The organism is Sphingomonas sp. UYAg733 (assembly GCF_054057355.1).
Genome location: NZ_JBSRZE010000001.1, coordinates 743,254 through 755,769 on the forward strand (window position 1 = coordinate 743,254; position 12,516 = coordinate 755,769).

The 12,516-nt window shown below is 62.8% G+C and carries 16 protein-coding genes and 1 tRNA gene; 7 read left to right on the forward strand and 10 right to left on the reverse strand.

Annotation, left to right across the window (positions count from 1 at the left end):
• The first annotated feature begins 22 nt into the window (after nucleotides 1–22).
• On the forward strand, nucleotides 23–859 hold the full coding sequence (locus ACVWZA_RS03755; protein WP_457309801.1) for an HpcH/HpaI aldolase/citrate lyase family protein: 837 nt from the start codon (nucleotides 23–25) through the stop codon (nucleotides 857–859).
• Here ACVWZA_RS03755 and ACVWZA_RS03760 read toward each other — a convergent pair.
• The 3 genes from ACVWZA_RS03760 to folK form a co-directional block, all read right to left on the reverse strand.
• Nucleotides 836–1,585, reverse strand: a complete 750-nt coding sequence (locus tag ACVWZA_RS03760) for a phosphatase PAP2 family protein (RefSeq protein WP_457309802.1) — start codon at nucleotides 1,583–1,585, stop codon at nucleotides 836–838. The two genes, ACVWZA_RS03755 and ACVWZA_RS03760, sit on opposite strands and share 24 nt — an antisense overlap.
• A 32-nt stretch (nucleotides 1,586–1,617) precedes the next feature.
• Nucleotides 1,618–1,693: transfer RNA gene (locus tag ACVWZA_RS03765), tRNA-Lys, on the reverse strand.
• A gap of 27 nt (nucleotides 1,694–1,720) precedes the next feature.
• Nucleotides 1,721–2,224 (reverse strand): 2-amino-4-hydroxy-6-hydroxymethyldihydropteridine diphosphokinase, encoded by a 504-nt coding sequence (gene folK, locus ACVWZA_RS03770; protein WP_457309803.1) that lies wholly within the window; start codon nucleotides 2,222–2,224, stop codon nucleotides 1,721–1,723.
• A 23-nt stretch (nucleotides 2,225–2,247) separates the two neighbouring features.
• Here folK and ACVWZA_RS03775 point away from each other — a divergent pair, with 23 nt between their 5' ends.
• Nucleotides 2,248–2,907, forward strand: coding sequence for a uracil-DNA glycosylase (locus tag ACVWZA_RS03775; protein ID WP_457309804.1), 660 nt, complete (start codon nucleotides 2,248–2,250; stop codon nucleotides 2,905–2,907).
• A complete protein-coding gene (locus ACVWZA_RS03780; protein ID WP_457309805.1) occupies nucleotides 2,904–3,248 on the forward strand; it encodes a low molecular weight protein tyrosine phosphatase family protein in 345 nt (114 codons plus the stop codon). The genes ACVWZA_RS03775 and ACVWZA_RS03780 overlap by 4 nt, the downstream gene beginning before the upstream one ends.
• Nucleotides 3,249–3,326: 78 nt before the next feature.
• Here ACVWZA_RS03780 and aguB read toward each other — a convergent pair whose 3' ends face one another.
• Nucleotides 3,327–4,175, reverse strand: a complete 849-nt coding sequence (gene aguB / locus ACVWZA_RS03785) for an N-carbamoylputrescine amidase (RefSeq protein WP_457309806.1) — start codon at nucleotides 4,173–4,175, stop codon at nucleotides 3,327–3,329.
• A 52-nt stretch (nucleotides 4,176–4,227) separates the two neighbouring features.
• Here aguB and ACVWZA_RS03790 point away from each other — a divergent pair, with 52 nt between their 5' ends.
• Nucleotides 4,228–4,626, forward strand: coding sequence for a low affinity iron permease family protein (locus tag ACVWZA_RS03790; protein ID WP_457309807.1), 399 nt, complete (start codon nucleotides 4,228–4,230; stop codon nucleotides 4,624–4,626).
• The gene (locus ACVWZA_RS03795; protein WP_457309808.1) at nucleotides 4,623–4,991 is read left to right on the forward strand and encodes a GFA family protein; all 369 of its coding nucleotides are present in this window, start codon (nucleotides 4,623–4,625) and stop codon (nucleotides 4,989–4,991) included. The genes ACVWZA_RS03790 and ACVWZA_RS03795 overlap by 4 nt, the downstream gene beginning before the upstream one ends.
• Here ACVWZA_RS03795 and ACVWZA_RS03800 read toward each other — a convergent pair whose 3' ends face one another.
• On the reverse strand, nucleotides 4,992–5,966 hold the full coding sequence (locus tag ACVWZA_RS03800) for an agmatine deiminase family protein (protein ID WP_457309809.1): 975 nt from the start codon (nucleotides 5,964–5,966) through the stop codon (nucleotides 4,992–4,994). It abuts the gene before it with no gap.
• Between the two features lie 10 nt (nucleotides 5,967–5,976).
• Complete coding sequence (locus ACVWZA_RS03805) at nucleotides 5,977–7,611, reverse strand: M28 family metallopeptidase (protein WP_457309810.1); 1,635 nt, start codon at nucleotides 7,609–7,611, stop codon at nucleotides 5,977–5,979.
• A 121-nt stretch (nucleotides 7,612–7,732) separates the two neighbouring features.
• Here ACVWZA_RS03805 and ACVWZA_RS03810 point away from each other — a divergent pair, with 121 nt between their 5' ends.
• Nucleotides 7,733–9,742: an alpha/beta hydrolase family protein gene (locus ACVWZA_RS03810; RefSeq protein WP_457309811.1), complete on the forward strand. Its 2,010-nt coding sequence runs from the start codon at nucleotides 7,733–7,735 to the stop codon at nucleotides 9,740–9,742.
• 59 nt (nucleotides 9,743–9,801) lie between these two features.
• Here the strand turns inward: ACVWZA_RS03810 and rpsD are convergent, their stop codons facing one another.
• Nucleotides 9,802–10,416, reverse strand: coding sequence for a 30S ribosomal protein S4 (gene rpsD / locus ACVWZA_RS03815; RefSeq protein WP_457309812.1), 615 nt, complete (start codon nucleotides 10,414–10,416; stop codon nucleotides 9,802–9,804).
• A 186-nt stretch (nucleotides 10,417–10,602) separates the two neighbouring features.
• Nucleotides 10,603–10,866, reverse strand: coding sequence for a hypothetical protein (locus tag ACVWZA_RS03820; RefSeq protein ID WP_457309813.1), 264 nt, complete (start codon nucleotides 10,864–10,866; stop codon nucleotides 10,603–10,605).
• A 111-nt stretch (nucleotides 10,867–10,977) separates the two neighbouring features.
• Between ACVWZA_RS03820 and ACVWZA_RS03825 the strand changes: the two genes are divergently transcribed.
• Nucleotides 10,978–11,301, forward strand: coding sequence for a chorismate mutase (locus ACVWZA_RS03825; protein ID WP_457309814.1), 324 nt, complete (start codon nucleotides 10,978–10,980; stop codon nucleotides 11,299–11,301).
• A 22-nt stretch (nucleotides 11,302–11,323) separates the two neighbouring features.
• Here ACVWZA_RS03825 and ACVWZA_RS03830 read toward each other — a convergent pair whose 3' ends face one another.
• Together ACVWZA_RS03830 and nrdR are read right to left on the reverse strand one after the other, a co-directional pair.
• Nucleotides 11,324–12,058, reverse strand: a complete 735-nt coding sequence (locus ACVWZA_RS03830; RefSeq protein WP_457309815.1) for an RNA methyltransferase — start codon at nucleotides 12,056–12,058, stop codon at nucleotides 11,324–11,326.
• On the reverse strand, nucleotides 12,055–12,516 hold the full coding sequence (gene nrdR / locus ACVWZA_RS03835) for a transcriptional regulator NrdR (RefSeq protein ID WP_457309816.1): 462 nt from the start codon (nucleotides 12,514–12,516) through the stop codon (nucleotides 12,055–12,057). Before nrdR ends, ACVWZA_RS03830 begins: the two co-directional genes overlap by 4 nt.

The following is a 12,516-nucleotide window of genomic DNA, read 5'->3' on the forward strand; positions in this document are numbered from 1 at the left end:
CTTGCCCTGAAAGGAGAATCCGATGCCCCGCCTACGCTCGCTGCTGTTCGTTCCCGGCGACCGTCCCGACCGGATGGAAAAGGCGCTTGGGTTCGGTGCCGATGTGCTGATCCTCGATCTGGAGGATTCGGTCAGCCTGTCGGCCAAGCCCGAGGCGCGTGCGGCGGTGGCGGCATTTCTGCGCCGACCGCGTACCGCGACGCTCTATGTCCGGGTCAATCCGCTCGACTCGGGCCTGATCGATGACGATCTTGCCGCAATACTGCCCGCCGGACCTGATGGTCTGCTGCTGCCCAAGGCCGAAGGCGCCGCCTCGCTCGCCGCGCTCGACGCGCGATTGTCGGGCGACATCGCGATCCTGCCGATCGCAACCGAGACTGCGGCGGCGATTTTCTTGCTCGGTAGCTATGGCGGTGTCACGCCGCGTCTTGCCGGCCTGACTTGGGGTGCCGAGGATCTGCCCGCCGCGATCGGCGCAGCGACCTCACGCGAGGCAGACGGTAGTTTCACCGCGCCGTATCAGCTGGCCCGCTCGCTGACCCTGTTCGGCGCGCATGCGGCGGGGGTGCCGGCGATCGAGACGGTCTATCCCGATTTCCGCGATCTCGACGGTCTGGCGGCCTATGCCGCGCGTGCGCGGCGCGACGGCTTTACCGGGATGATGGCGATCCATCCGGACCAGGTTGCGGTGATCAACGCCGCATTCTCTCCGGGCGAGGGCGAAATCGCGCATGCGCGCCGCGTCATCGCGCTGTTCGAAGCCAATCCCGGCGCGGGCGCGCTGGCACTCGACGGCAAGATGGTCGATGCGCCGCACCTCAAATCGGCGAAGCGGCTACTCGCCGGGGTGGAGGACTGAGACGCCAGCGCGCCTTAGCCGCGCCCAGGCGCCGATCGACCACCAGCCGGTCGCCCAGAGCGTGCCGAACGCCCAGCCGCCGAGCACGTCGCTCGGCCAGTGCACGCCGAGATAGACCCGACTCATGCCGATCGCGGTGACCAGCAAGGCCGCGACGATCAGGATGTAGCTGCGCGCGCCACGGCCCTGCACGATCTGCATGACTAACGTGGCGATGGTCAGATAGACGATCGCGCTGTTCGCGGCATGGCCGCTCGGAAAACTCGCGGAACTGACCTGCACGAGATGATCGGTCAGCTCCGGCCTCGGCCGCCCGACCAGCAGTTTGACGAGGCCGACCGCGATCGAGCCACTGATCGTTCCGCCAAGCACCAGCGCCATGGTCAGCCACAACCGCCTGACCGCGAGGAAACCGACGGTGACCGTGACGATCAGGGTCAGCACGGTCACGCCGCCCAGCGCAGTGATGTCAACTGCCGCCGGCTTCATCCATGACGGTCCGACCGGCACGCCGTGCGCCGAGCCGCCGCGTGCGGCGAGCAGGATCGCCGAATCGAATGCGAAGCGGTGGCCGCGGTCGATGAACAGGCCGATCAGGGTAAGGATCAGCGCCGCCAGCGCTGCCGCGCCGCTCGCAGCGAGCAGCCAGGGGGGATTGCGCACACCGCCCGGGATTGCGCCTGCGGAATCGATGCCCTCGGCATGGAGCGGGTTGTTAGCGATCATATCGGCTGATCATGGCGATGGTCTCACGGCGATGGTGGGCCCGTCGGGATTCGAACCCGAGACCTACAGATTAAAAGTCCGTTGCTCTACCAACTGAGCTACGGGCCCCCACACATGCCGGGCAAGTGACGCGCGTTACGGGCGCGACGCGCGCTGGTCAACCGCGCGTAGACGGTGGGCGAGTTGCCGCACGGTCAGACCGGTGATCGGATCGCGCCAGTCGGGCGCAATGCGGGCGAGTGGATCGAGCACGAAACGGCGCTCACGGAAATCGATATGCGGGATGATTAGCCCCGCATCGTCCCACGCACCGCCCGACCACAGGATGATATCGAGGTCGATGACCCGCGCGCCCCAGCGCTGCCCGCGCCGTCGCCCGAAATCGCGCTCGATCGACTTTAGCCGGGCAAGCAATTCGGATGGATCCTCGGATGTTTCGATCAGGATCGTGCTGTTCGCAAAGCGCCGGGTCGAAGGGCCGACCGGCGCACTGGTGATGACGGGGCCGGTCGCCACGACGCCGCCAAGCGCGCGAATCGCCGCCGCAACCTGCGCATGCGGAGCACCATGACAACCGCGTCGGTTCGATCCGATGGCGATGACGTAGGTCGAAAGGGGGGCATAGGTTGAGTTCGGCACGGCAAGCTGCGTATCGCTTATCGATGAATTTCGCACCCAGTCCTTTGCCGACCACCGAGCCGCCGCACGATTGCCCGCGCTGTCCACGCCTCGTCGCGTTCCGCGAAGAATTGCAGGCCGAGCATCCCGATTGGTGGAATGCGCCGGTCAATGCGTTTGGCGACCCGGATGCCTGGCTGGCGATCGTCGGACTGGCGCCGGGCAAACATGGCGCCAACCGCACCGGGCGGGCCTTTACAGGCGACCAGTCGGGGCCATTATTGTTCGAGACGCTGGTCAGGTTCGGGCTGGCGAACGGTGTTTACGAAGGCGCACCGGATGATTCGCTCAAGCTTGAAGGCGCGATCATTATCAACGCGGTCAAATGCCTCCCGCCGCAGAACAAACCGACGCCCGAGGAAATCCGCACCTGCCGGCCGTTTCTCGCCAGTCAGGCCGCGGCGTTGCCCAAGGCGCGCATCTATGTCGCGCTGGGCCAGATCGCGCATCAGTCGGCAGTCAAGATCCTGGGCGGCAAATTGCCCAAATGCCGCTTCGCACATCTCGCGGAACACCGCGTGCCTGATGGCCGTATCCTGATCGATAGCTATCACTGCTCGCGCTACAATCAGAACACCGGGCGGCTCACCGCCGAGATGTTCGATGCGGTGTTCGCACGTGCGCTTGAACTGCGTCCGGCGTGAAGAAAATCCTGTTCGTGTGCAGTCAGAACCGGCTGCGCAGTCCGACCGCCGAACAAGTCTTCGCGTCGCGACCGGATATTGAAGTCGATTCGGCCGGTACCAATCACGACGCCGACAATCCGCTGACCGCCGAGCTGGTCGAATGGGCGGATGTGATCTTCGTCATGGAAAAGGTGCATCGTAACAAGCTGCAAAAGCGCTTTCGCGCAGCCCTGAAGCAAGCGCGCGTCATCTGTCTGGATATTCCCGACGATTATGAATTCATGCAGCCTGAACTCGTTCGGCTACTGGAATTGAAGATAGCTCGATATTTCCCGTCATCGCCTGTCGCCGGGGAATAGGACAATATCGGACGCACGGAATCTCACCTTTCCGATCGGGCGATCGGGTGAGATAGATCTGTAAAGGCCAAGGCGGCGCTAGATATCCTGCACCAGCCGCCCGTAAAGGTCGGGCCGCCGGTCGCGGAAGAAACCGAATGCCGCGCGGTGGCGCTTGACGCGGTCGAGGTCGATCGTCGCGGTGATCACGCCGGTCTCTTCGCGGCCCAGTTCGGCGAGAATGTCGCCACGTTCGTCGGCGATGAAGCTGGTGCCGTAAAAGGTCTGGCCATGTTCCACGCCGATGCGGTTGGCGGCGACGATCGGGACGACATTGGACACCGCATGGCCGACCATCGCGCGACGCCATAGTCGCGCGGTATCGAGCGAAGTGTCGTGCGGCTCGCTGCCGATCGCGGTCGGGTAGAACAGGATCTCCGCGCCCATCAGCATCATCGCGCGCGCGGTTTCGGGGTACCATTGATCCCAGCACACGCCGACGCCCAAGGTGGCGGATGGCCCCGGCCAGACCTTGAAGCCGGTATTGCCGGGCCGGAAATAAAATTTCTCCTCATAACCCGGGCCGTCGGGGATGTGGCTCTTGCGATAGACGCCCATCACCGCGCCATCGGGGCCGATCATCGCCAGGCTGTTATAATGATGCGGACCGTCGGCCTCGAAGAAGCTGGTCGGGATATAGACGCCGAGTTCCGACGCGAGCCGTTGCATTGCCAGCACCGCCTGGTGTTTGCCAGCAGGCTTGGCATTGGCGAACAGCCCCTCGTCCTCGACGCGGCAGAAATATTCGCCCTCAAACAATTCGGGCGGCAGGATCACCTGCGCGCCCTTCGCCGCCGCTTCGCGCACGAGAGCGGAGACATGGGCGATGTTCGCGTCCATATCATCGGTAAAGCCAGTCTGGAGCGCGGCGACGGTGATTTCGGTCATGGATCATACTTAGCGATTCAGCGTTCGGTTTCAAATCGGCAGGGAGTTGGATGTGGAACGGTTATTCGAGCGGATCGCGCAGGGTGTGGCGAGCTGGGCGGGCAAGCCACCCGCCTTCATGGCCGCATTCCTCATCGTGCTGGTGTGGGGCGTCACCGGTCCGATGTTCGCTTATTCGAACACCTGGCAGCTGGTGATCAACACCGGCACGACCATCGTCACTTTCCTGATGGTGTTCCTGATCCAGAATGCGCAGAATCGCGACGCCAGCGCGATCCAGGCTAAGCTCGACGAGTTGATTCGCGCCAATACCGAAGCGCGCACCGATTTCATCGGCATCGAACATCTGACCCAGAACGAGCTTGAGCGGATCCGGGAGATGCTGGAGCGCGAATGCGGCGACAATGAAACGCACCACGAATCGATCGAGCGGATGCTTGAACGGCTATGACTGGCGGCGGCTGTCATTGCGGGACGGTGCGCTTCACCGTGCCCGCGCCGCCGGTCGAGGTGACCGAGTGTCACTGTTCGATCTGCTCCAAACTCGGCTCGCTGTGCTGCTATTATCCGCCCGACCAGTTCGCGATCACCCAGGGCGAAGCGGCGCTGTCGATCTATCAATGGGGCGACCGGCTGCTCGATTTCCGCTTCTGTTCCCGGTGCAGCGCAATGATCGGCTGGCGTATCCATCCCGGGCTGGAGGAGGAATGCTACCCTGGCGGCGTCGGGGCGAAAGTCGGGGTCAATGCGCGGCTGATCGACGACATCGACGCGAGAGCGTTGCCGCGCCGGATCACCGGCGGTCCGGAAGGCTGATCAGCCGGGAATCTGCTGGCTGATGCAGTGGAAGCTGCCGCCACCGGTCAGGATATGGTCGGCATGCAGGCCGACCGTTTCGCGGTCCGGGAACAGTGCGCCGATCGCCGCGACCGCCGCCGCGTCATTGGGCGCGCCATATTGCGGCACGACCACGGTCGCATTGCCGATATAGAAATTCATATAGCTGGCCGGCACGATTTCCTCGTCGCGCAGCACGCGGCCGGGCGAAGGGATCGGCACGATCTCGACCTCGTGGCGCGCGGCGTCGCGCGCGGCGTGCTGATAGACCAGCCAATTGGGATCATTGTCCGCCGCGATCGGGATCGCCAGCTTCCCCGGCGCCACGAAGCGCGCGAGGTTATCGACATGGCCATCGGTATGGTCGTGCATCAGCCCCTCGCCGAGCCAGATGACTTCCGAAAAACCGAGATCCTCGAGCAGCCGCAATTCGATCTCCGATCTCGACAGGCCGGGATTGCGATTGTGGTTGAGCAAGCACTGCTCGGTCGTGACGACCAGGCCGGTGCCGTCGCTGTCGATCGCGCCGCCCTCCAGGATCCAGTCGCAGCGTTCGGTACGGATGCTGCGGCGCGCGGCAAGGCGAGCGCCGATATCGTCGTCGCCGGGCAGATCGTATTTGCCACCCCAGCCGTTGAAGCGGAAATCGCGCGCGCTGTGGTCGCTCAGTACGATCGCAGCGGTATCGCGCAGCCAGATATCACCGAACGGCTCGACGACGATCTCGGCTACATCGTCGGCCAGTTCCCTGGCGGCAGCGGCGGCCTCCGCGTCGGCGGCGACGAGAATGACGCGCTCACCCTTGCCCCCGGCGTGGATCGCGCGGGCAAAGGCGGTCACTTCCGCGCGCGCCGGCTCCAGATCGTCAAGCCACAGTTCCGGATGGCTCGGAAAGCCGATCCAAACGGCCTTGTGACGCGCCCATTCGGCGGGCTGGGTAACGCGGTTCGGCATCGACAGACCTTTACTTCGCGCCCGCGCGGCTCTTGTCGCGAACGCTGCGGAATTCAGCGGCGGCATACCAGTTCGGCCAGATATCGCTTTCCGCGAGACCGTGACCCAGCGCGTAATAGATGTTCAGGTCGGACACCGCGCCGTCCCAGTTCCAGTTCGTGCCATATTCGTCCTGCGGTTTGTGGTAGCGGTTGACGACATAATCCTCCCGCGCGGCTTTGCCCGCCGCGACGCCGCCGACGACCAGATCTTCGCCGCTTTCGCCATAGAGCATCGGTACGCCGAGTTTGGCGAAGCTGAAATGGTCGGAGCGATAATAGGAGCCGCGCTCGGGGTTGGATTCGAGCGTGATCACCCGATTTTCGGCGGCGACCAGCGGCTTGACCAGATCCTCGAGCTCGGACTTGCCGGCGCCGACCAGCACGAAGTCCTTCGCCTTACCGTTTACGTTGAGGCCATCCATATTCACCCCGCCGACGGTCCTGGCGAGTGGGAAGACCGGGTTCTCGGCGTAGAATTTCGAGCCTAGCAGGCCGGATTCCTCGGCGGTGACCGACAGGAAGACCTGGCTGCGCTTCGCCGGGCCGGCCTTCACCGAAGCCTCGGCCAGCGCGACCAGCCCGGCGACACCGCTCGCATTGTCGAGCGCGCCGTTGCAGATATCGTCACCCTTGACCGCGTCGCAGCGGCCAAGATGATCCCAATGGGCAGAGTAGAGCACGATCTCGTCGGGCATGACCGTGCCAGGCAGGATACCGACGACATTCTTCGACGCCTGGCGCCGGATCGTGTTGGTGAAGCCGACCGACGCCTTCACGCCGAGCGGAACGGCCTTGAAACCCTTGGTCGCCGCCGCGTTGGACAGCGCGGCGAAATCCTGACCAGCGCTGGCGAACAGCGCCTCGGCGACGGGTTTCTGAATCCAGCCGATCGCCTCGCTCTGGTCGAGATGATCGCCCGGCGTATCCTGTTCCAGCTGCGGCCCGGTCCAGCTCGACTGCACCACGCCCCAGCCATAAGCGGCGGGTTCGGTATCATGGACGATGATCGCCGCTGCGGCACCCTGCCGTGCGGCTTCCTCGAACTTGTAGGTCCAGCGGCCATAATAGGTCATCGCGCGACCGCCAAACGGGCCGTCGAGAGTCATCGTCTTCCAGTCCGGATCATTGACCAGGATGACGACCGTCTTCCCCTTCACGTCGATCCCGGCATAGTCGTTCCAGCCGCGCTCGGGCGCGTTGATGCCGTATCCGACGAACACCACGTCGCTGTCCTTGATCGCGATCTTCGGCACGACGCGATAGGTCGCGATGACCAGATCGCTGCGATAAGCCGCCGTTACCGGTGCCCTGCCGCCGGTAAAGTTTAGCGGGGTCACGTCGCTCGCGGTGATCTCGACCAGCGGTACGTCCTGATACCAACGGCCCTTGTTGGCGGGTTTCAGGCCCGCTTTCTCGAAACGCTCGACGATATAGGCGAGCGTCTTCTCCTCCGCCGGCGTTGCGGGCGCCCGCCCCTCGAACGCATCGGACGACAGAGTTTGCGTCACATCCTTCAGGGTCTGTACGGAGATGGCAGGCTTGTCCTGCGCAAGCGCGGGCGAAGCGACGGACAATAAAGCGGGAAGCATGATCGAAAGGCGCATCGGCAAATTCCGTGTCAGATCGGATGCATCTTTTGGCAGTCCGAGCCATCTGCGGCAAGCTTGTGATTGCAGCGGCCGAGCACGCCGCCTAAACCTGCCGCATAAGGGGTAAGGGGCTATCATGCGAAAATTATTGAACTATCTGGCTATGGGCGTGACCATGTCGGTCAGCACCATCGCGCTGACCGGCACGGCGTACGCGGCCGACGACGCGGCGGTGCGTTTCGGTGCGCGCGACAACGTGCTTGATGTGAGTATCTCACCCGATGGTAAATCGCTGGTCATTCTGCAGCCGAACGGCGCGCGCGGCGCAATCGCCTCTGTATTTAATCTCGACGGCCCGCCGGTGATGAAGGGCATCATATCGTCGAGTGGCAATCCAGAGCGCCTGACCTATTGCAACTGGGCGACCAACACGAGGCTGACCTGCGGCCTTTATATCATCGATACGGTCTATGGGAAAAAGATGGGGGGCACGCGGATGGTGACGCTCAACGCCGATGGCAGCGACATGAAGGAACTGAGCGCGCGCGGCAATGATCGTTCGCTCGGCGTTTCGCTGGGCGGCGGCAACGTCATCGACTGGCTCGGCGACGATAAGGATGGGAAGGACGGGTCGGTGCTGATGACTCGCTGGTTCATCCCCGAAGCATCGGTCGGCCACCTCATTACGCAGGCGCGCGAAGGATATGGCGTGGAGCGGGTCAACATGCGCACGCTATCGCGCAAGACCGTGGAGTTTGCCAACGCCGCGGCGTCCGATTACATCACCGATGGTCGCGGCAATGTGCGGATCATGCAGATTTCACCGCGTAATTCGCTCGGCCAGTCGAAAGACACCGCCGAGTTCCGTTATCGCAAGAAGGACTCGAAGGAATGGCTGAAGCTCGGGACGGTTACTTATTCCAATTACCATTCCGATGGCTTCGAACCCTATGCTGTCGACCCCGATCTGGATATCGCCTACGGGCTGGACAACGTATCGGGCCGCACCGGGCTCTATAAGGTCGCACTTGACGGCAGTCTGAAGAAGGAACTGGTGTTTGAACGGCCTGATGCGGATATCGACGACCTCGTGCGGATCGGCCGGCAGCGCCGGGTGGTCGGTGCGAGATGGATCACGGACAAGCGCAAAGCGGCGATGTTCGATCCCGAACTGGCGAAGTTTTCCGCGTCGCTGTCCAAGGCCCTGCCCGGTGCGCCGATCGTTAATATCGTCGATGCGAGTGCCGACGAGCAGAAGCTGGTGATCTATGCCGGTAGTGACACTGATCCGGGCCGCTTCTATCTCTATGACAAGGCGACGAAACGACTCGGCGAGATTTTGCCGGTACGACCGTTACTGGCTCAGGAGAAGTTGGCGACGGTCAAGCCGATCTCCTACCCGGCCGCCGACGGTACGATGGTGCCGGCCTATTTGACGCTGCCGCCGGGCAGCGACGGCAAAAACATTCCTGCGATCGTCCTGCCGCATGGTGGACCGACTGCTCGCGACGAATGGAATTTCGACTGGTTGCCGCAATATTTCGCCAATCGCGGTTATGCGGTGATCCAGCCCAATTACCGTGGATCGAGCGGCTATGGCCGGGAATGGTTCAAGGACAACGGCATCCGTTCATGGCGCCTGTCGGTCGGCGATATCAGCGATGCCGGCCGCTGGCTGGTCAAACAAGGTATTGCTGACCCGTCAAAATTGGCGATCATGGGCTGGTCCTATGGCGGTTATGCTGCGCTACAATCGAACGTGCTCGATCCCAAATTGTTCAAGGCGATCGTCGCGGTCGCGCCGGTGACCGATTTTGGTCTTGTGCGTAAGGATATGGAGCTGGCCGGCGGCAACACTCCCGAATCGCTCGATTCAATCTTCGGCGATACGACGATCGCGCAGCAAGGATCACCCGCGCGCCATGCCGGTGCCATCGTAGCGCCGGTGCTGCTGTTCCATGGCGACATCGACCAAAATGTTGCGATCAGCCAATCGCGATTGATGCAAGACCGACTGAAAAGCGAGAAGAAACAGGTGGAGCTGATCGAATATAAAGGGCTCGATCACCAACTTGAGGACAATGTCGCGCGTGCCGACTTGCTCGATCGTGCCGACAAATTCCTTCGAGCATCGATGAAGATGTAACGGAAAAGGGCGGCCCCTCGCGGGACCGCCCTTTTCTTTGCACGCTGTGGGCCGACCGATCAGCGCGAATAGAATTCGACGACCAGGTTCGGCTCCATCTTAACCGGATAAGGTACTTCGTCGAGCGTCGGCACGCGGGTGAAGGTCACCTTCGCGTTGCCGTCGGTCGCGACGTAATCGGGGATGTCGCGCTCGGCCAGGCTCTGCGCTTCCATCACCAGCGCCATTTCCTGCGCCTTGTTGCCAAGCGTGATTTCCATACCGGGGAAGCAGCGGCGCGACGCGATGTTGCACTTCACGCCGTTGACGCGAATGTGACCATGCGAAACGAGCTGGCGTGCAGCGAACACGGTCGGCGCGAACTTGGCGCGATAGACGATCATGTCGAGACGCTGCTCGAGCAGGCCGATCAGGTTCTGGCCGGTATCGCCCTTCATCCGGGCCGCTTCATGATAGCAGGCACGGAATTGCTTCTCGGTCACGTCGCCATAATAGCCCTTGAGCTTCTGCTTGGCGCGCAGCTGGATGCCGAAATCGGAAACCTTGCCCTTGCGACGCTGGCCGTGCTGACCGGGCCCATATTCGCGCTTGTTTACAGGCGATTTGGGACGGCCCCAGATATTCTCGCCCATACGGCGATCGAGCTTGTACTTTGCGCTTGAACGCTTCGACATGTGTCATTCCTTGCAATTGCCAACAACAAGACCGGCCTCGCCTCAAAGAAGCGCAACTGATCGATACCCGGTCATCGCTCCGTCTCGTTCGAGATGGGGCTACCGCTTCACCGGGGTGCGGAGCCTTTTGCGAAGGGGCGGCGCCTCGCAGAAACGCCGCGCCGAGTCAAGCTCGGCGGGCCATATCTAGCGCGTGATTCCGGTAGATTGCGGGCGGCGCGAGAAATCGTCGGTCTTCGCCGCGTTCTGCGCGTCGATCGTGGCCCATTCCTGTTTGGTGCGGCACGTGCGCTTGCCAGGCATTATGCTGCCGGTCTTTTGAATCGAGCGACAGAACTTCTTTTCCGCCGGCGGGGCCTCGACTGTGCCGCTCGGGACTGCGGTCTGAGCCCATGCCGATACCGTGCTGGACAACAGAATCGCGGCGGCGGCCACGGTCAAAGCGCGCATATGAATTCTCCGCAAAGGATGATTGATTGATTTGAGGCAAATTAGCGATTGTTGTCCGTAGGTAAAGCCGGATTCTCGTATGGCCGTATGGCAGCGCGCTGGACAGCGGCGATGGTGGGGTTATCAGGCGACATGAACAGCATTCCCGACGCCGTCCATTGTCAAACCATGGCCGAAGTCCGAATCGGCGTGGATCAGGTCGACCGGGAATTGGTCGCGCTGCTCGTCCGGCGCTTCGCTTACATGGATGCCGCCGCGCGCATCAAGCCGGAACGCGGCGCGGTGCGTGACGAGAAGCGCAAGGCGCAAGTGATCGCCAACGTCCGGGCAATCGCGGCGGCGGCGAAACTACCCGATATCGCAATCGGCGAGTTGTGGGACCGACTTGTGGAGATTTCGATCGCTTACGAATTGGAAGCGTTCGACCGGCCTTGATGAAACCGGCTGTTGCTATCCATTAACCCTTGGCCCGCTTCGAACCCCGCAACGCGCTGAGCACCCCGCGAAAGGTCCGTACCTCCTGACTCGACCAGCCGGGCTTGGTCAGCAGCGTACGTAAGGTGCGCTTGGTCACCGGCGTGCGGTCGGGTGGATAGAAGAAATGCGCGGCCTCCAGCATCGCGTCGAGCTGCAGGATCATCCCCTCCAGTTCTTCATGCGGTGCCGGTTCGGGCAGGTCGGTTTCGGGCGGCGAGGCGAGGTTGGTGCCCTTCGACCATTCATAAGCGACCAGGATCACCGCCTGGGCGAGATTGAGCGAACCGAATTCGGCGTTGATCGGCACGGTGATGATCGTGCGGGCAAGCGCGACATCGTCGGTTTCGAGCCCCGATCGCTCCGGCCCGAACAGGATCGCCGAGCGCCCCGGCGCGGCATGGATATCGGCCGCGGCGCGTTCGGGCGTGAGGACCGGCTTGGTCACCCCACGCTTGCGCACGGTGGTGGCATAGACATGCGCGCAGTCGGCAACGGCATCGGCAACGCTGTTGTACAGCCTGGCCTGTTCCAGTACGATATCGGCGCCGCTTGCCGCCGGGCCGGCGGACGGATTGGGCCAGCCGTCGCGCGGGCTGACCAGGCGCATTTCAGTCAGTCCGAAATTGAGCATCGCGCGCGCCGCTTTGCCGATATTTTCGCCGAGCTGTGGGCGGACGAGAATAATGACCGGGGGCAGGGCCGAGTTGGCGTTCACCCTTTTCCCACTTCACTCACATTGCCGGCGAATTCCTCGAAATCGCGCGCCTCGCGGAAATCCTTATAGACGCTGGCGAAGCGGATATAGGCGACCGAATCCAGGCCCTTGAGCCCGTCCATGACCATCTCGCCGATGCGCTGTGACGGCACTTCGTTCTCGCCTTGCGTCTCCAACTGCCGCTGGATGCCGGAGACGAGCTTCTCGATCCGGACCGCATCGATCGGCCGCTTGCGCGCGGCAATCGAGACCGAGCGGAGCAGCTTTTCGCGGTCGAACGGTTCCTTCTTGTCTTCGCTTTTCAGCACGTAAAGCTCGCGCAGCTGGATCCGCTCGAACGTGGTGAACCGCGCCGCGCACCCCTCGCACTGCCGCCGCCGCCGGATCGCCGCGCCGTCCTCGGTCGGTCGGCTATCCTTCACCTGGCTGTCTTCATGTCCGCAAAAGGGGCAACGCAA